The organism is Stenotrophomonas sp. PS02300 (assembly GCF_029959395.1).
In the GTDB taxonomy this organism is placed as follows: domain Bacteria; phylum Pseudomonadota; class Gammaproteobacteria; order Xanthomonadales; family Xanthomonadaceae; genus Stenotrophomonas; species Stenotrophomonas maltophilia_AD.
The window spans coordinates 1-17,721 of record NZ_JASCOP010000035.1 but is presented as its reverse complement, the minus strand read 5'-3'; the positions used below and the strand labels follow the sequence as shown (position 1 = coordinate 17,721).

General features: G+C 66.0%; 13 protein-coding genes. 5 read left to right on the top strand and 8 right to left on the bottom strand.

The features are described 5' to 3' along the window. Positions 1 to 142: 142 nt before the first annotated feature. Together QMX79_RS08885 and QMX79_RS08880 are read right to left on the bottom strand one after the other, a co-directional pair. Positions 143 to 2,431 carry an NADP-dependent malic enzyme gene (locus tag QMX79_RS08885; RefSeq protein ID WP_282246417.1) on the bottom strand — a complete coding sequence of 763 codons (2,289 nt, stop codon included), beginning with the start codon at positions 2,429 to 2,431 and terminating at the stop codon, positions 143 to 145. A 252-nt stretch (positions 2,432 to 2,683) separates the two neighbouring features. Further along, positions 2,684 to 4,033, bottom strand: a complete 1,350-nt coding sequence (locus tag QMX79_RS08880; RefSeq protein ID WP_282246416.1) for a dicarboxylate/amino acid:cation symporter — start codon at positions 4,031 to 4,033, stop codon at positions 2,684 to 2,686. Positions 4,034 to 4,294: 261 nt separating this feature from the next. Between QMX79_RS08880 and QMX79_RS08875 the strand changes: the two genes are divergently transcribed. Together QMX79_RS08875 and QMX79_RS08870 are read left to right on the top strand one after the other, a co-directional pair. Continuing rightward, on the top strand, positions 4,295 to 5,461 hold the full coding sequence (locus QMX79_RS08875) for a porin (RefSeq protein WP_282246415.1): 1,167 nt from the start codon (positions 4,295 to 4,297) through the stop codon (positions 5,459 to 5,461). A 56-nt stretch (positions 5,462 to 5,517) separates the two neighbouring features. Further along, complete coding sequence (locus QMX79_RS08870; RefSeq protein WP_282246414.1) at positions 5,518 to 8,166, top strand: PAS-domain containing protein; 2,649 nt, start codon at positions 5,518 to 5,520, stop codon at positions 8,164 to 8,166. Positions 8,167 to 8,468: 302 nt separating this feature from the next. Here the strand turns inward: QMX79_RS08870 and QMX79_RS08865 are convergent, their stop codons facing one another. The 6 genes from QMX79_RS08865 to QMX79_RS08840 all read right to left on the bottom strand — a co-directional run bounded on the left by QMX79_RS08865 (position 8,469) and on the right by QMX79_RS08840 (position 14,040). Next, positions 8,469 to 8,804 (bottom strand): hypothetical protein, encoded by a 336-nt coding sequence (locus QMX79_RS08865; RefSeq protein ID WP_282246413.1) that lies wholly within the window; start codon positions 8,802 to 8,804, stop codon positions 8,469 to 8,471. A 555-nt stretch (positions 8,805 to 9,359) separates the two neighbouring features. Beyond that, complete coding sequence (locus tag QMX79_RS08860; RefSeq protein WP_282246412.1) at positions 9,360 to 9,887, bottom strand: hypothetical protein; 528 nt, start codon at positions 9,885 to 9,887, stop codon at positions 9,360 to 9,362. Positions 9,888 to 10,060: 173 nt separating this feature from the next. Continuing rightward, positions 10,061 to 10,714 (bottom strand): response regulator transcription factor, encoded by a 654-nt coding sequence (locus tag QMX79_RS08855; RefSeq protein ID WP_282246411.1) that lies wholly within the window; start codon positions 10,712 to 10,714, stop codon positions 10,061 to 10,063. 230 nt (positions 10,715 to 10,944) lie between these two features. Next, the gene (locus tag QMX79_RS08850) at positions 10,945 to 11,985 is read right to left on the bottom strand and encodes an ABC transporter substrate-binding protein (RefSeq protein WP_282246410.1); all 1,041 of its coding nucleotides are present in this window, start codon (positions 11,983 to 11,985) and stop codon (positions 10,945 to 10,947) included. Beyond that, a complete protein-coding gene (locus QMX79_RS08845; protein ID WP_282246409.1) occupies positions 11,982 to 13,364 on the bottom strand; it encodes a sensor histidine kinase in 1,383 nt (460 codons plus the stop codon). The genes QMX79_RS08850 and QMX79_RS08845 overlap by 4 nt, the downstream gene beginning before the upstream one ends. After that, on the bottom strand, positions 13,351 to 14,040 hold the full coding sequence (locus QMX79_RS08840) for a response regulator transcription factor (protein WP_282246408.1): 690 nt from the start codon (positions 14,038 to 14,040) through the stop codon (positions 13,351 to 13,353). The genes QMX79_RS08845 and QMX79_RS08840 overlap by 14 nt, the downstream gene beginning before the upstream one ends. A 215-nt stretch (positions 14,041 to 14,255) precedes the next feature. On the opposite strand from QMX79_RS08840, the gene QMX79_RS08835 reads away from it, so the two are divergent. Genes QMX79_RS08835 through phbB form a run of 3 tightly spaced genes read left to right on the top strand, consistent with a single transcriptional unit; the run spans position 14,256 to position 17,548 of the window. Then, positions 14,256 to 15,437, top strand: coding sequence for a porin (locus tag QMX79_RS08835; protein WP_282246407.1), 1,182 nt, complete (start codon positions 14,256 to 14,258; stop codon positions 15,435 to 15,437). A 28-nt stretch (positions 15,438 to 15,465) separates the two neighbouring features. Then, entirely contained in the window at positions 15,466 to 16,791 is a 1,326-nt protein-coding gene (locus QMX79_RS08830) for a CitMHS family transporter (RefSeq protein WP_068854779.1), read from the top strand. Positions 16,792 to 16,807: 16 nt separating this feature from the next. Beyond that, a complete protein-coding gene (gene phbB / locus QMX79_RS08825; RefSeq protein WP_068853963.1) occupies positions 16,808 to 17,548 on the top strand; it encodes an acetoacetyl-CoA reductase in 741 nt (246 codons plus the stop codon). The last annotated feature ends 173 nt before the right edge of the window (positions 17,549 to 17,721 follow it).

The window sequence follows — 17,721 nt, the reverse complement described above, 5'->3', positions numbered from 1 at the left end:
GTATTTGGCCCTTGGCAGGTTGCACGGGAGTGACCGTGGGGCTGCGGCGATGTTGCCGCTACCGGAAACGAAAAAGGGACCGGTGCGGTGCACCGATCCCTTCTTCAAGGTCTACCGACCAACGGTCGGTAGCTACCAACCCTCAGGCCTTTTCTGCCTCGAGCTGTTTCCGGATCTGCGCATCCACCGCCGCAATGGCGGTCATGTTGAGCACGCGGCGCGAGGTCGCGCTGGTGGTCAAAATGTGCGCCGGCTTGGCCACGCCCATCAGGATCGGGCCGATCGCCACGCCGTCGGTGAACACGCGCACCAGGTTGTAGGCGATGTTGGCCGCTTCCAGGTTGGGCAGCACGAACAGGTTGGCGCGGCCCTTCAGCGTGCTGTCGGGCAGCAGCTTCTGGCGCAGCGCTTCATCCCACGCGGTGTCGCCCTGCATTTCACCGTCCACGTTCAAACGCGGGTTGCGCTTGAGCAGCAGCTCGCGCACGGTGCGCATCTTCAGCGCGTCCTTGGAATCGTGGCTGCCGAAGTTGGAGTGCGACAGCAGCGCCACCTTCGGTTCGATCCCGAACAGCTTCATGCGGTAGGCCGCCTGCAGCGTGGCTTCGCAGATCTGCTCGGCCGTGGGGTCTTCCTGCACGTGGGTATCCACGAAGAAGAACACGCCCTGCTGGTTGATCACACCGGTCATGGCCGAGGTCGAGGTGACCTTCGATTCCAGCGGCAGCACGCTGCGCACGTAGCCCAGCTTCTTGTGGAAGCGGCCCACCACGCCGGTGAGCAGCGCATCGGCTTCGCCGCGTGCCACCATCACCGCCGCGATCAGGGTCGGGCGCGAGCGCATCAGGTTCTTGGCCGCCGCCACCGTCACGCCGCGACGGCCGGTGAGGTTGTGGTAGTACTGCCAATACTCGTTGAAGCGCGGGTCGTCGTTGATGTTGGTGACGTCGAAATCAACACCGGCCTTCATGCGCAGGCCCATGCGCTCGATGCGCGATTCGATCACGTCCGGGCGGCCGATCAGGATCGGGAAGGCCAGGCCTTCATCCACCACGTTCTGCACCGCGCGCAGCACCACTTCTTCTTCGCCTTCGGCATACACCACGCGCTGCTTGTCGGCGCGCGCACGGTCGTACACCGGCTTCATCATCAGGCTGGTGCGGTAGACGAACTGGGCCAGCTTCTCGCGGTAGGCGCCCATGTCGGCAACCGGCCGGGTAGCCACGCCCGAATCCATCGCGGCCTGGGCCACGGCGGCCGACAGCTCCACCAGCAGGCGGCGGTCGAACGGGCGCGGAATCAGGTAATCGCGGCCGAAGCTCGGGGTGTCATCGCCATAGGCCGAGCCCAGGTCGCTGGCTTCGCGGCGTGCCATCGCGGCGATCGCGTGAACGCAGGCGATCTTCATTTCTTCGTTGATCGCCGTGGCGCCCACGTCCAGCGCACCACGGAACAGGTACGGGAAGCACAGCACGTTGTTGATCTGGTTCGGGTAATCCGAACGGCCGGTGCCGATCAGCGCATCCGGGCGCACCGCGCGCGCCACTTCCGGCATGATTTCCGGGGTGGGGTTGGCCAGTGCGAAGATCACCGGGTCCTTGGCCATGGTCTTGACCATGTCCGCGGTGAGGATGCCCGGGGCCGACAGGCCCAGGAAGATATCGGCGCCATCGACGATCTCGGCCAGCGTGCGCTTGTCCGTATCACGGGCATAGCGCTTCTTTTCCGGGTCCAGGTCGCTGCGACCGGTGTGGATCACGCCTTCGCGGTCGAACGCCAGGATGTTCTCCGGCTTCAGGCCCAGCGAGACCAGCATGTTCACGCACGACACACCGGCGGCGCCCATGCCGGTGGTGGCCAGCTTCACCTCTTCAATCTTCTTGCCGGTGACGACCATGGCGTTGAGCACCGCGGCGCCGACGATGATCGCCGTGCCGTGCTGGTCGTCATGGAACACCGGGATGTTCATCCGCTCGCGCAGCTTGCGCTCCACGATGAAGCATTCCGGCGCCTTGATGTCTTCCAGGTTGATGCCGCCGAAGGTCGGCTCCAGCGAGGCGATGATGTCGACCAGCTTGTCCGGGTCGTTTTCATTGATTTCGATGTCGAACACATCGATACCGGCGAACTTCTGGAACAGCACGCCCTTGCCTTCCATCACCGGCTTGCCCGCCAGCGGGCCGATGTTGCCCAGGCCCAGCACGGCGGTGCCGTTGGAGATCACGGCCACCAGGTTGCCGCGGGCGGTGAGCTCGCTGGCCTGCTGCGGGTCGGCCAGGATGGCTTCGCAGGCGTGTGCCACGCCCGGCGAATAGGCCAACGACAGGTCGCGCTGGGTCAGCATCGGCTTGGTCGCCGTGACCTTGATCTTGCCCGGCGGCGACATGCGGTGATAGTCGAGGGCGGCCTGTTTGAAATCTTCGTTGGACATCGCTTTCTGCAGATGAATGGGCGAGAGGAACAGGGGATCATACCCCCGTTGGCGTGGGCGGACCTGTCGCTACGCTGTCGCGGCCATGCTGCGACTGCACAATTCGAAGGCCGTTCGCTGGCGTATGTACTGCCAGCCTGCCGCGTCCTGATGACAGAGCGCACCATCAGGGTACTGCACGAAAAAAGCAGGGGGTACCGCCCCGAAGGGCGGCACCCCCCTGCTACACACACATCAGGGGGAGGGGCGTGTTCAGCGCGCCGGGGCCGGCAGCGGCGACGGCAGGTCGTCGGTGGCCAGGGGCGGCAGCTCGGCCTCGCGGCCATCCAGGGCCAGCGCCAGGCGGTCGCGGTCCAGCGCGTTTTCCCAGCGCGAGACCACCACGGTGGCCACCGCATTGCCGATGAAGTTGGTCAGCGAGCGGCATTCGCTCATGAAGCGGTCCACGCCCAGGATCAGCGCCATCCCGGCCACCGGCACTTCCGGCACCACCGCCAGGGTGGCGGCGAGGGTGATGAAGCCCGCCCCGGTCACGCCGGCAGCGCCCTTGGAGCTCAGCATCGCCACCAGCAACAGCGCGATCTGGTGGCCCAGGGTCAGTTCGGTGTTGGTGGCCTGGGCGATGAACAGCGCGGCCAGGGTCATGTAGATGTTGGTGCCGTCCAGGTTGAACGAGTAGCCCGTGGGGACCACCAGGCCCACCACCGACTTGCTGCAGCCGGCCTTTTCCATCTTTTCCATCAGCGAGGGCAGCGCCGATTCCGAGGACGAGGTGCCCAGCACCAGCAGCAGCTCAGCCTTCAGGTAGCGGGCCAGCTTGAACACCGAGAACCCGCACAGGCGGCAGACCACGCCCAGGATGACCGCCACGAACAGGAACGCGGTGAGGTAGAACGAGCCCACCAGCCAGGCCAGGTTGATCAGCGAGCCCACCCCGTATTTGCCGATGGTGAAGGCAATGGCGCCAAACGCACCGATCGGCGCGGCCTTCATCAGGATGTGCACCAGGCGGAATACCGGGCCGGTCAGCGCCTCCAGGAAGGTCAGCACCGGGCGGCCGCGCTCACCCACCAGGGCAAGCGAAATGCCGAACAGCACCGCCACGAACAGCACCTGCAGGATGTTGCCATCCACGAAGGCGCTCACCAGCGTGGCCGGAATGATGTCCATGACGAAGCCGGTGAGGGTCAGCTCGTGGGATTTTTCCACGTAGCTGTGCACCGCCGTCTGGTCCAGGTCGGCCGGGTTGATGTTCATGCCGGCGCCGGGCTGCACCACGTGCGCCACCACCATGCCCACGATCAGCGCCAGGGTGGAGAAGAACAGGAAGTAGGCCATCGACTTGGCGAACACCCGGCCCACGGTGCGCAGGTGGGTCATGCCGGCGATGCCGGTGACGATGGTGAGGAAGATCACCGGGGCGATGATCATCTTCACCAGCTTGATGAAGCCATCGCCCAGCGGCTTGAGCGATTCGGCGAACGCCGGCTCGTAATGGCCAAGGATGGCGCCCAGCACGATCGCCACCACCACCTGGAAATACAGCTGGCGGTAGAACGGCAACGGCTTGGCTGCAAGCGGGGCAGCGGTGGGAACGTGCATGGGAAACTCCGGCAGTGTCACGGGGATGCCGGCCGCAGGCGGCGGCATCGGGCGTGGTCTTTTTACGCCGGCTGCATCGCCACGCAGATAACCTATTGGTACTAGCCCCCCTGTTCAGCCAACTGCAGTGCCTACACTGCAACGGCACCGCGCCCCCACGGCGGCGGGTGGCCGTGTCGTTCCGGGCCTTGTGGCCCAACAGTTTTCCCGCTCGCGGCCGTTGTTGTTCTGCCCCACTTTTAGAAGCCAGACCATAATTCCATGCGCCTGACCCCCCTGTTTGTTGCACTCACCGCCCTGTCCGCCCCCCTCGCCGCGTCCGCCGCGGACTGGGACAACTGGCCGACCAAGGTCGCCTTCAGCGACGGCACCGAACTGGCCGCCACTGCCAACATCGCCTACGACCTCAACGATTTCTCCGGCGCCGACGCGTTCGAAGATGACGATGCGGTGCGCCGCAAGGAGTTCGGCGCGACCCTGAAGAAGAAGGGCGTGTACGACGCGATGGTGTACTACGACTTCCAGGCCGACACCTGGCTGGACGTGTTCTTCCGCTTCGAGAGCAAGGCCGTGTTCGGCAAGGACGTGGGCCGCTTCCGCTTCGGCTACATGAAGACCCCGGTCGGCCTGGACGCCAACACCTCCTCGCGCGCCGGCAGCTTCATGGAAACCGCCCTGCCCGTGCAGGCCTTCTACGCTGGCCGCCGCACCGGTGCCGAGTGGGTGCTGGAGCGCCCGCAGTACCTGATGCAGGTGGGCGCCTATGGCGGCAAGGACCTGCAGGGTGACAACCCCGGCACCACCCAGGCCGTGCGCGGCGTGTGGACCCCGGTGAAGGCACCGGGCGATGTGATCCACCTGGGCCTGGCCTATTCGCAGGAAAACCCGCGTGGTTACCGCGACGGCCGCGACGTGCACCACGACGCCAGCGCCCGCCTGCGCGCGCGCCCGGAAGCCGGCCTGACCGACATCCGCCTGGTGGATTCGGGCGCGCTGGTCACCGCCGACCAGATCCGTCGCACCGGCCTGGAAGGCATCTACATCCACGGCCCGTTCTCGGTGCAGGCCGAAGCACTGCGCACCACCGTCACCCGTGATGGCAAGCCGGATTACACCGGCGATGGCCAGTACGTGATGGGCAGCTGGATCGTCACCGGCGAATCGCGTCCGTACAGCGCGGGCGCGGTGGCCAACGTGAAGCCGGCGCACGATTACGGCGCGGTGGAACTGCTGGCCCGCTACAGCCGCATCGACCTGGACGACGCCGATGTGTTCGGTGGCCGCCAGCATGATTGGACCGTGGGGGCGAACTGGTACCTGACCAGCCACTTCAAGTTCCAGGCGAACTACGTGTGGGCTGATGCCAGCCGCCGTGGCGTGCGGACCAAGCCGGAGATCTTCGAGCTTCGGGCGCAGGTTCACTTCTGATGTTCAACGGCGGGTGCGTGCAACGCGCACCCGCCGGTACACCGTAAACTGACGCCATGTACCGCGTCTCCCGCTACCACCCGTTGCTGTTGACCCTGCTGGTCATGGTGGGCGGTACGCTTCTGGCTGGCCTGGTTGCCGGCCGTTATGCCCAGCAGCGCGCCCTCGCGGCCGAAAGCACCCAGGTGCCCCGCCAGCTGGACCTGTACGCCCAGACGCTGCAACAGCGCATCGACCGCTTCCGCACCCTGCCCCAGCTGCTGGCGCTGGATCCGGAGCTGTTGCAGGCGGTGAGCAACCCGCTGGATGACGCCGAGCGCCACCGGCTCAACCTCAAGCTGCAGCAGGCCAACAACGTCACCCGCGCCTCCACCCTGACTCTGATCGACCGCCGTGGCGTGGCCGTGGCTGCCAGCAACTGGGACCAGCCCACCACGAATGTGGGCGAGGACTACAGCTACCGGCCCTACTTCCAGCAGGCCATGGCCAAGGGCACCGGGCGCTTCTACGGCATCGGCATGACCACGGCGGTGCCGGGCTACTTCCTGTCGCAGGCGATCCTCAACCGCGAGGGCGATGTGCTGGGCGTCATTGCGATCAAGATCGAGCTGCGCGCACTGGAACAGGAATGGCTGCAGAGCACCGACATCGTGATGGCCAGCGATGCGCATGACGTGGTGTTCCTGGCCAATGGTGATGCATGGCGCTACCGCCTGCTGCGCCCGCTCTCCCCGGCCGAGCGTAAAGAGATGCTCGCCACCCGCCAATACGCCGACCGTTCGTTGCAGCCGTTGCAGGCGCGCACGCTGGATGTGCTGGCCGATGGCGGCCGCATGGTGCGGCTGGAGCAGCCCTCGCTGCCGCGCCCGATGCTGTGGCAGACCTACGTGCTGGATGACCCGCAGTGGAAGCTGCACCTGCTGCACGATGCCGGCGCCAGCGCCGCCGTGGGCCGCAGTACCGCACTGGCGGCTGGCGGCATCTGGCTGGCGCTGTGTTTCCTGACCTTGTTCATTCAGCAGCGGCGGCGGCTGGCCTCGCACCGGCAGCGCAGCCGCTTGGAGCTGGAAGCGGTGCTGCAGCAGCACGCACAGGAATTGCGCACCGCGCAGGATGGCGTGCTGCAGGCCGCGCAGCAGGCCGACAGCGGCCTCAGCCGCAGCCTGGCGCACCTGCCACAGGGCGTGGTGGTGATCGACAGCGAGCAGCGGCTGGTGGCGTGGAATGCACGCTACCTGGAACTGTTCCGGTTCCCGCCGGATCTGATCCGGGTGGGTGTGCCAATTGCAGAAGCCTTCCGCTACAACGCCCGCCGTGGCCTGCTTGGCCCCGGGCCGATTGACGAGGCCATCGAGCGCCGCCTGAACCACCTGCGCAGCGGCCGCCCGCACATGCGCGAGAGCGAGAAGGACGACGGCACGGTGCTGGAAATCCGTGGCAACCCGCTGCCTGATGGCGGCTTCGTCACCAGCTACGCCGATATCACCGCCTACAAGAACACCGCACGTGAGCTGCGCTCGCTGGCCGATGCGCTGGAACACCGCGTGGCCGAGCGCACCCGCGACCTGGACGAGGCACGCCGCGAAGCCGAGCGGGCGAACCGTTACAAGACCCGCTTCGTGGCCTCGGCCGTGCATGACCTGCTGCAGCCGCTCAATGCGGCGCGGATGTTTGTATCCGTGCTGCGCGGCAAGCTGAGTGGCGATGCGCGCGAGCTGAGCGAGCATGTGGATGCCGCGCTGGCCGCGCAGGATTCCATCCTCAACAGCCTGCTGGATATCTCGCGGTTGGAATCGGGCACGTTGCAGACGCATGTGCGTCCGTTTGCGCTGTCGCCGCTGCTGGAAACGCTGGCGCGTGAGTTTGGCATTGCCGCCACAGCGCGTGGGCTGCAGTTGGATTGGGTGGATACCCGCGCGGTGGTTGTGAGCGATGAGGCGCTGTTGCGTCGCATCCTGCAGAACTTCCTCTCCAATGCGCTGCGCTATACCCCGCGTGGGCGGGTGCTGATTGGCTGCCGGCGGGTGGGCGACCAGCTGCGCATCGAAGTGCATGACCAGGGCCCGGGCATTCCCGAGAGCCTGCAGGGCGAGATCTTCGAGGAATTCCGGCGGCTGGATGATGGCGTGGACCAGGAGCGCGGCGCCGGGCTGGGCCTGGCAATCGTGGAGCGCATCGGGCGGCTTCTGGGGCACCGCATCAGCCTGCGCTCCACGTTGGGCAGTGGCAGCGTGTTTGCGGTGACCGTGCCGCTGGGCAGCGCCGATGCGATACCGGCACCCGCTCCTGCCCCCGTGGTGTCGGCGGATTCGGGCGATGACAGCCCGTTGCGGCAGTGCCGGGTGTGGAGTATTGATGATGACCCGCGTGTGTGTGCGGCTACCCGTGCACTGCTGGAACGCTGGGGCTGCCGGGTGGAGCTGGCTGATGGCCCGCATGCCGCGTTGGAAATCGCTTCTGCATTGAACGTGCCGCAACTGGTGCTGCTGGATGTGCGCATGGGCCAGTGGCATGGGCCGGATCTGTACGAGCAACTGTGCGAGCTGTGGCAGGCGCGACCGCCGGTGATTCTGGTTACTGCCGAACGCGATGATGCATTGAAGGCGCAGGCAGCGGAGAATGGCTGGGGTTTCCTGTCCAAGCCGGTGCGCCCGCCGGCCTTGCGGGCGCTGATGACGCAGCTGCTGGTGCGGCACCGGGCGTAGACCGGCGCGTACCTCACCGGCTTGAAATGCTTCTCTTCGTTGATGGTCATGCCATTACCGAACGTTCGGGCACGGTCGGTGGTCGATTGGGAGGCGACCCTACTCGGCCGGGGCGCTGCTTCGGTAGGGTCGGACCCCGGTCGACTGCACGCAACGTTGCTACGTGCGACGAACGCATGACCTCTGAACGAAATGCGCTTCTTCGCTGACGGTCATGCCATTACCGCACGTTCGAACGGCGTCGGCGGTCGATCGGGATGCGACCCTACCGGGTGCGTCCCGCGGAAGCGGACCAATCTCCGTTACTCCGTCGCCTCTTTGGCTGTCGTATCTGCCACCCGGCGATTCTTCCTCGGGGTGTGGTCCAGATACCGGTACGGCACCGGAATCGGCGTCTCATCCAACGTCAACGTGATCCGCTTGCTCTCGACTTCCACGATCACACGACTGCCTACCGGCATCTCAAACCGCTCCATCCACATGCCGCGCAGCACCAGGCAAGGAATGCGACCACCGTCTGGAAGGGGATGGCCACCGGGATGTGAGAACGATCCGACACGCAGACTCTCCGGCACATGCATGCCGATGCGGGTTTGGGGCTGTTCGTTGGAATGCAGAGCCGAGTTTGAACGACGCATTTGCCACCTCCAAGGAAGTCTCCCTCGCCGGAATGGCGAGGGAGTCGGGAGGTTGAAATCCGCTCGGATGTGCACGGCATGACGTATTCCCGCGAAGGTGTTGTATTTCGCCACCCTCCCGACATAGGACATCCACAACTGCGACACCGATGGAGATTTCAAGCTCCGAGGCAACACCATGCACCATGCAGCGCGCAAAGTTAAATCGCTTGTTTTGAATGATATTTGAGTATCGATAGACGCACACTACTAATCGTCGCAAACAACACCTTGTCGAGATTTCGGTTTCTGATAGCCTTCGTTTGCAGCCCTAGGAACAGGTTCTCTCCCAGCCACCATTACTGGTGATGACACTAGGTACGTACTGGCCCCGTTCGCGGGGCCAGTGTATTTTCAGGAAGCCTGCCGCTTGCGGGTTTGATGCATCTGCGGCACTACCCACACATTCCTGGAGGCCATAGCGCGGCTTCGGTTTTTGTCATGCCCTACCAAGCCGATTGGATGAATCGGCGGTCGATTGGGATGCGACCCTACCGGGCTACAGGCTGCCGGTTCTCATCGGGGCTTGCGTTTCTTTCGGCGCGGCGAGGTTTGTATTGCTTCGAATGGATCGACGTCATCTGCTGGTGAGAGGTCGAAGGCCCTGCGGCCTCGGCGTGCCAGAGTGCGGATCACACCCAGCCATGCGTCTCCGAACAGCAGCGAGAGTGCGAAGGCTGTGTAGAACAGCAGGAGCATGGCTGGCAGCGCCATCACGCTGCCATCTTCGTTCGGGCACGTTGAGAGTTGCGTTCCGAAGTGGGCGGCGATTACCAGTTCGGTCGTCAGCAGGAGTGCTGCCGCTATGCGCACCCAGATTACGTTGACCTTGAAGAGCCCCTTCTTCAAGAAGTCGAAGATGTGGTAGACGAACAGGATCGGCAGCGAGAGCAGCCATGGCCACATGAGGGCGCCTGTTGGGCGGTTCGATGTGCAGTCCATCGTGGCCATCAGGTTGCCCAGTTCGAACAGGATGTAGCCTGATCCGATCAGGAGGGCTGTTTTCAAGCACTTTACGAAGATCTGTTCGCCGGTTACTGGCATGGGGGTTGTCTCGTCCTTGAGGGCGTTGCGGACCTTCGGTGGCCTGAGATTGGAGCGCGGCTTCGGTTTAAGTCATGCCTTACCGTGCCGATTGGGTGTATCGGCGGTCGATTGGGATGCGACCCTACCGGGTCCAACGCATGGTTGGTACCGCGTTGCCACGCGCGCCGGGCTTAGGTCAGGTCTGCGCCTGCGTCGCCTTCTGGTTCGAGGGCCTTTACCAGTACTGCTGCCTGGGTGCGGCTGTGGCATTCGAGTTTTTTGAGGATGGCCGTTACGTGCACCTTCACGGTGTTTTCGGCCAGGCCCAGTTCGTAGGCGATCTGCTTGTTGAGCAGGCCGTCGGCGAGGCTCAGGAGTACGCGGAACTGTTGGGGGGTCAGCTGGGCCAGGCGGGCTGCGAGCAAGGCGTCGGATTCAGAGCGCTCTGCTGCCATCGCCGGGAACCAGAGGCCGCCGTCGAGTACTGCCGCTACGGCCTGGCCGATGGTTTCGGCCGGGGCGGATTTGGGGATGAAGCCGGCGGCGCCGAACTGCTGGGCGCGGCGGATGACGCGCGGGTGGTCGTTGGAGGAGACGATGACCACCGGGATGTCCGGGTGGGAGCCGCGTACGTGGAGCAGTGAGGAGAAGCCTCGTGCGCCGGGCATGGTGAGGTCCAGCAGGACCAGTTCGATCTCCGGGTGCTGGTTGAGGGCTGCTTCCAACGCCTGGGCGCTGGCTACCTCGATGACCTGTACCGCTGGGAGGGCCTGGCGTAGGGAGTGGACTACGGCGGCGCGGAGTAGCGGGTGGTCGTCGGCTACGAGGATGGTGATTTCGCTCATGGGGGGATTGTAGGGCGGATTTTTGGATCCCGCGAAGAGCAGCCACGCAGGGCGTGGCTCTACGCGGCATTTGGGATCGCGCGGCCGGCGGGTAGAGCGGACACGCATGGCGTGTCCCTACGCGGTGGGATGCCGGCCGTAGTGACACGCCATGCGTATCATGGGGTTCGCAGGTAGGGACACGCCATGCGTGTCCAGCGCGCAAAGTAGCGCAGCCGATCCCCCCGGTTTCAGCGCGGCTGGGTGCTGCCTTTCCAGGCGTCGAGGAACTGGCGGCGCTTCAGGGCGTCCAGGTAGACCAGCAGGCCCGGGCCGAGCAGGATCGGGCGGTAGCTGCGGCCCGGGGCGCGGCCGCGCTGGGTGGGCACGATCGACATCAGGCGCGCTTCGCGGGAGAGCACCTGCTGGCCGCGCGGGGATAGCAGGTAGTCGAGGAAGCGGCGTGCTTCTGCTGCGTTCTGGGCCGTGCGTGGGATGACGGCGGTGCGCAGTACTACGAGGGTGTAGTCCTCCGGTTCCACGATGCCCAGCGGGGCACCAGCATCGATTCGGGCCTGCGCGTAGGAGCCGAGTACGTTGTAGACCAGCGAGAGCTGGCCGCTGCTGACGCGGTCCAGCAGTACGCCGGTGCGCTCTTCCAGCTGTACCTGGTTGTCACCCAATGCGCCGAGCAGCGCGCCGGCCATGCTGCCGCGCTGGCCGTCCTGGGTGGCGAGCAGGTAGCCGACGCTGCTGCGTTCCACGTCATAGGTGCCTACCTTGCCGGCCAGCGGGGCGTCCGGGGCACGCAGCAGTTCGAGCAGCTGGCGGCGGGTTTTCGGTACGCGGGCCGCTGGCAGGGTGCGGGTGTTGTAGACCATCGCCACCGGTTCGTAGCTGATGCCGAACGCTTCATGCCGCCACTGCGCCCACGCGGGCAGTGCGTCGGTCTGCGGCGAGCGGTGCGGCAAGGCGTGGCCGTCGTTGACCAGCTTGGCCTGCAGGTCCATGCCGCTGCTGATCAGCATGTCCGGGCCGGTGGGGCTGTGGCGCTGGCGCAGGTACTGGGCGTACATGTCCTGGGTGATCACGTCTTCGTAGACGATCTCGGTGCCCGGGTGCAGGCGCTGGTAATCGGTGATGACGGTGGCGAACACTTCGATGTCGGTGGAGCCGTGGATGCGCAGCTCGGCCGTGGCGGTACCCTTGGCCGGGAAGCGCTGCACGTCGCCGGGTGCGGCGAATGCCGGCGCGGCCACCAGCAGCAACAACAGGAACACGGTGCGCATCATGCGTGCAGCCTCGGCAAACGAATGGTGGCCACCAGCCCACCGCTGGGCCGATTGCTCAGGTCGATCTGGCCGCCGTGGCTGTCCACCACGCGCTTGACGATGGCCAGGCCCAGCCCTGCCCCGCCCGGTGCGGCATCTTCACCACGGGCAAAACGCTCGAACACGCGTTCGGCGTCACCCGGCGGGATACCCGGGCCATGGTCGGCGATGGTGACCAGGCTGTAGGTGCCCTCTTCGGTAAGCGCGACCTGCAACGGGCCGTCGCCACCGTACTTGAGGGCGTTGTCGATGAGGTTCTTGATTGCTTCGCGCAGCAGCAGTGCGTCGCCCTGCACGCGCGAGGACGCTACGCCCACGGCCAGCTGCACGCGTGGGGCGGGCAAGGCCTGCGGCAGCGCTTCGTGCAGGGCCTGGTGCACGGTTTCCACCATGTCCACCGGGGCGAAGCGCTGCAGGTTGGAGCGGTGGATCACGCTGGCGTCGCTGAGCAGCTGGTTGAGCAGGCGGCTCATGTGGGTGGCGTTGCGGTCGATGGCGGCCAGGCTGCGGCGCATGTCTTCGGGGTCGTCGTCGTCCAGCGCCAGCTGCGCCTGCGCGCGTAGAGCGGCCAGCGGGGTGCGCATCTGGTGGGCGGCCTCGGCCATGAACGCGCGCAGGGTTTCATTGCTGCTGGACAGCCGTGCCATGAAGCGGTTCAGCGCCGCCACCATCTGGTCCATCTCGCGCGGCACGCGGGCATCCAATGGGCTCAGGTCGGACGGCTCACGCCGCGACAGCTCGCGCTCAACTTTCACCAATGGCCGGAACGCACGGTGCACGCCGAACGCCACCAACGCCAGCGACAGCAGCGAGAGCACGCCGATGGCGAGCAATGCGCGGTTGACGATGTCCTGCGCCACCGCTTCGCGCGCGCGGGTCTGGCCGACCTGCACGCGCACTTCGGCTTGTGCCGAGGGCGAGGAGACGCGGCGCGACACCACCACGAAGCGCACGGTCTCGCCGCTGTAGTGCGCGTCGAACAGCTGCGGCTCGTCGGTGGGGGCGCGTGGCGGCAGGGGGAGGTCGGCGTAACCGGTCACGGTGCGGTTCTGGCCGTCGAACACGCGGTAGAACACGCGGTCGTCCGGCGCCATGGAGAGCAGGTCCAGCGAGGCATACGGCAGATCCACCTGCCACTGCGCATCCACCAGCGCCACCGAGTCGATGATGGACAGCGCCGACGACACCAGCAGGTGGTCGTAGGAACGGTTGGCGGCACGCTGGCCGTAATCGCGCGCGCCGAACAGCAACGCCACGGCGAACACCGCCAGCAGTACGCCCAGATACAGGGTGAGCGTGCGCCGCAGTGAACTGGGCGCGCGGGCTTCAGCCTTGGGCATCGGGCGCGCCGTCGATGGCTTCGAGCAGGTAACCACTGCCGCGCACGGTGACGATGCGCAGCGGCGCGTCGGCCAGTTTCTTTCTCAGGCGGCCCACATACAGCTCGATGGCATTCGGGCCGGCTTCGTCGTCGAAGCCGAACAGGCCATTGCCGATCTCGTCCTTGCCGACCACGTGGCCCAGCCGGCCCATCAGGATTTCCAGCAGGCGGTATTCGCGGTTGGGCAGTTCGATCGGCTGCCCATCCAGGCTGACCCGGTGCGAGGCATTGTCGAACTGGAAGCCGCCGATCTGCACCACTTCGCTCGCCTGGCCGCGCGTGCGCCGCAGCAGCACGCGGCAGCGCGCTTCGAATTCGCGGAAGTCGAACGGCTTGCCCAGGTAATCATCCGCGCCCACATCCAGCGCCTGCACGCGGTCTTCGATCCCATCGCGGGCGGTGAGCATCAGCACCGGGGTGGCATCGCCACGCTCGCGCATGCCGGCCAGCACGCGCAGGCCATCGAGCTTGGGCAGGCCAATATCCAGCACCACCAGGTCGAAGCTCTGGTAGCGCAGCACGCTGGCGGCCGCCAGGCCGTCGTTCTGCCAATCCACCGCGTGGCCACTGCGGCGCATGCGGCGGACGATGGCGTCGGCCAGGTCCGGGTTGTCTTCTACCAGCAGGATGCGCATCGGGCGGAAACAGGCGGGGGTGCGGGAATCCTAGCGCGAGCGGGGTGTTTCGTGGGTTGCGCTGCGCTGCAGCAGGCGCCGACAGGTGGATGACAGCTTCCCCGCACTAGGCTGCGCCATCGCCAGGCACCCCCGTGCGGACGCGTCCCGACAACCTGCGGGTTGGCACGGCCCACATGCCCTGCCCGCCCACCGCCATGTACCTGGGAGGGTTCATGCACTTCAATCTCCTGCGTTGCCGCGGGCTGGCCGCCTGCGCCCTGTTGTTGCCGATCGCCCCGCTCTGGGCCGCCGATGAGGCCGATGCGGACCGCCCTGTCACCGCCACCTTCGGCGGCCGCCTGCACCTGGATTTCGCCGATTTCGACAACGATGCGCGCGGCACGCCCAACAAGGACGACACCGAGATCCGCCGTGCGTGGCTGGACATGTCGGGCAGGTTCTTCGTGGTGGACTACAAGCTGGAAGCCGACTTCTCCGGCGACCAGGTGGAAGCCAAGGATGTCTACATCAGCCGCGACTTCAGCGGCGGCAAGCTCAGCGTGGGCCAATTCAAGCAGTTCTTCTCGCTGGATGACCGCACCGGCTCCAACTACGGCAGCTTCCTGGAGCGCGGCAACGCCGGCACCACGCTGGCGCCGCTGTACCGGCTGGGCGCGTCGTGGCAGGCGGCCAAGAACGACATGACCTGGGCCGCCAGCGCCTACAGTCTGGAAAGCATCGATGCGTGGCAGGCGAAGGGCCGTGCGGCCGGCGGCCGCGCCACCTGGGCACCTGGCGCCACTGCCGGCGACGTGCTGCACCTGGGGTTGTCGCTGGCGCATGAGCGCTACGACACGCCCGGCGCCAACGGGGTGCCGGCGCTGCGCATCCGCCCGCGCCCGGCCGGCCACCTTTCCGACAACAGCCGCCTGACCCTGATCGACTTCTCGTCCGGCCGCGACACCGACGTCAACAAATGGTCGCTGGAATACGCGCAGGTGCGCGGCCCGCTGTCGTGGCAGGGCGAGTTCAGCGGTGCAACGTTTGATGACGGCAGCCAGCGCGGTACCGTGCTGGCCGGCTACGGGATGCTGAGCTGGTTCGTCACCGGCGAGTCGCGCGGGTACGACCGCAAAACCGGGCGCTTCGCGCGCATCAAGGACATCCGCCACAAGGCCGGTGCCTTCGAGCTGGCGCTGCGCTACGACCAGATGCGCGGCGAACAGCATCTGTTCGGCCAGCCGGACCTGATCGACGCGCGCACCGAAGCCTGGACCCTGGGCGGCAACTGGTACATGCGCCCGAACGTGCGCTTCATGTTGAACCTGATCGACAGCCGCAACCGCGATTACCTGGCCGCGGCCACCGTGGACCACACCCGCGCGGTCACCGGCCGCCTGCAGTTCGATTTCTAATCTCCCCTTGCAAGGAAACCCGCAGATGATGCTGAGCATCCTCGGTTTTGGCATGGTCATTACGTTCATGTACTTGATCATGAGCAAACGACTGTCGCCCCTGGTCGCCCTGATCACCATTCCCATCGTGTTCGCGCTGATGGGCGGCTTCGGTGCGGATATCGACCAGATGATGCTGGACGGCATCAAGAAGATCGCGCCCACCGGCGTGATGCTGATGTTCGCCATCCTGTACTTCGGGGTGATGATCGATGCGGGCCTGTTCGACCCGCTGGTGCGGATCATCCTGCGCCTGGTCAAGGGCGACCCGATGAAGATCGTGCTGGGCACGGCCGCATTGGCGATGCTGATCTCGCTCGATGGCGATGGCTCGACCACCTACATGATCACCGTGTCGGCGATGCTGCCGCTGTACCAGCGGCTGGGCATGAGCGCGTTGAACATGACCTGCGTGACCATCCTGGCCGGCGGCGTAATGAACCTCACCCCGTGGGGCGGGCCGACCGCGCGCGCGGCCACGGCACTGCACGTGGACCCGGCCGATGTGTTCATTCCGCTGATCCCGGCGATGGTGCTGGCCTGCATTTCGGTGCTGCTGCTGGCGTGGTACCTGGGCCTGAAGGAACGCCGCCGGCTGGGCGTGGTGACCCTGCCCAAGGGTGGCAGCTGGATGGATGCCAGCGTCTCCGATGATGGCGCGCTGCCCACCGTGGAAGATGCTGAAGACACCAAGCGGCCGAAGCTGCTGTGGGTGAACCTGGGCCTGACCCTGGCGCTGATGACCGCGCTGGTGATGGGCGTGCTGCCGATGCCGGTGCTGTTCATGGTCGGCTTTGCGATCGCGCTGGTGATCAACTACCCGAACCTGGCCGAGCAGCGCCGCCGCGTGGTGAACCATGCGGGCAACGTGCTGTCGGTGGTGTCGCTGATCTTCGCGGCGGGCATCTTCACCGGCATCCTCAACAACACCGGCATGGTGGAGGCGATGTCGCACAGCTTCCTGGCGATCATTCCCGATGCCTGGGGCCCGTACCTGGCGGTGATCACCGCGCTGGCCTCGATGCCGTTCACCTTCTTCATGTCCAACGACGCCTTCTACTTCGGCGTGCTGCCGATCCTGTCCGAGGCGGCCGGCAACTACGGCATCACCCCGGTGGAAATGGCGCGTGCCTCGCTGGCCGGCCAGCCGGTGCACCTGCTCAGCCCGCTGGTGCCGTCGACCTACCTGCTGGTGGGCCTGGCCAAGGTGGAATTCGCCGACCACCAGAAGTTCACCCTGAAGTGGGCGGTGATGGTGTCGCTGGTGCTGATGGCCGGCAGCCTGCTGTTCGCGCTGTATCCCCTTGCCGCTTGACCCGGGAGATTCCGAAATGACCCTTCGTATCGCATACGTCACCAGCGGCATGGGCAGCGTGGGCACCGCCATCTGCCAGAAGCTGGCCCGCACCGGGCACACGGTGGTGGCCGGGTGCGCGCCCAATTCGCCGCGCAAGGCCGGTTGGCTGCGCGAGCAGCGTGAGCTGGGCTTTGATTTCATCGCCTCTGAAGGCAACGCGGCCGACTGGCAATCGACGGTGGCGGCCTTCACCAAGGTCAAGGCAGAAGTGGGTGAGATCGATGTGCTGGTCAACAACGCCGGCGGCAGCCGCGATGTGCTGTTCCGGCAGATGACCCAGGACGACTGGAACGCCGTCATGGGTTCGAACCTGCATGCGCTGTTCAACATCACCAAGCAGGTGATCGACGGCATGGCCGGCCGCGGCTGGGGCCGGATCATCAACATCGGCTCGGTCAGCGCGCACAAGGGCCAGATCGGCCAGGTGAACTTCGCCACGGCCAAGGCGGCGATGCACGGCTTCAGCCGGGCACTGGCGAACGAAGTTGCCACGCGCGGGGTGACGGTGAACACCATTTCGCCGGGGTATATCGCCAGCCAGTCGATCAGCAGCTTCCCGCCGGATGTGCTGGACCGGTTGGCGGGTTCGGTCCCGATCCGCCGCCTGGGCAAACCCGAAGAGGTGGCCAGCCTGTGCGCGTGGCTGGCGTCGGATGATGCCGCGTATGTGACCGGTGCCGATTACGCCGTGAACGGCGGGTTGCATATGTTTTGATGGCGTGCCGGGATGACGGGCAATGTGCCGACCAACGGTCGGCACCTACCGTGCGTCCCGGATCGGTGTCACCCCGGGGATGTCGCCACGGGGATGTCGCCACGGACGGTAGCGGCCCCCCCGTTGTGGGGCGGCGCCCCCCCCGCCCAAATAGCCCCGGGCCCCGCAGTAAA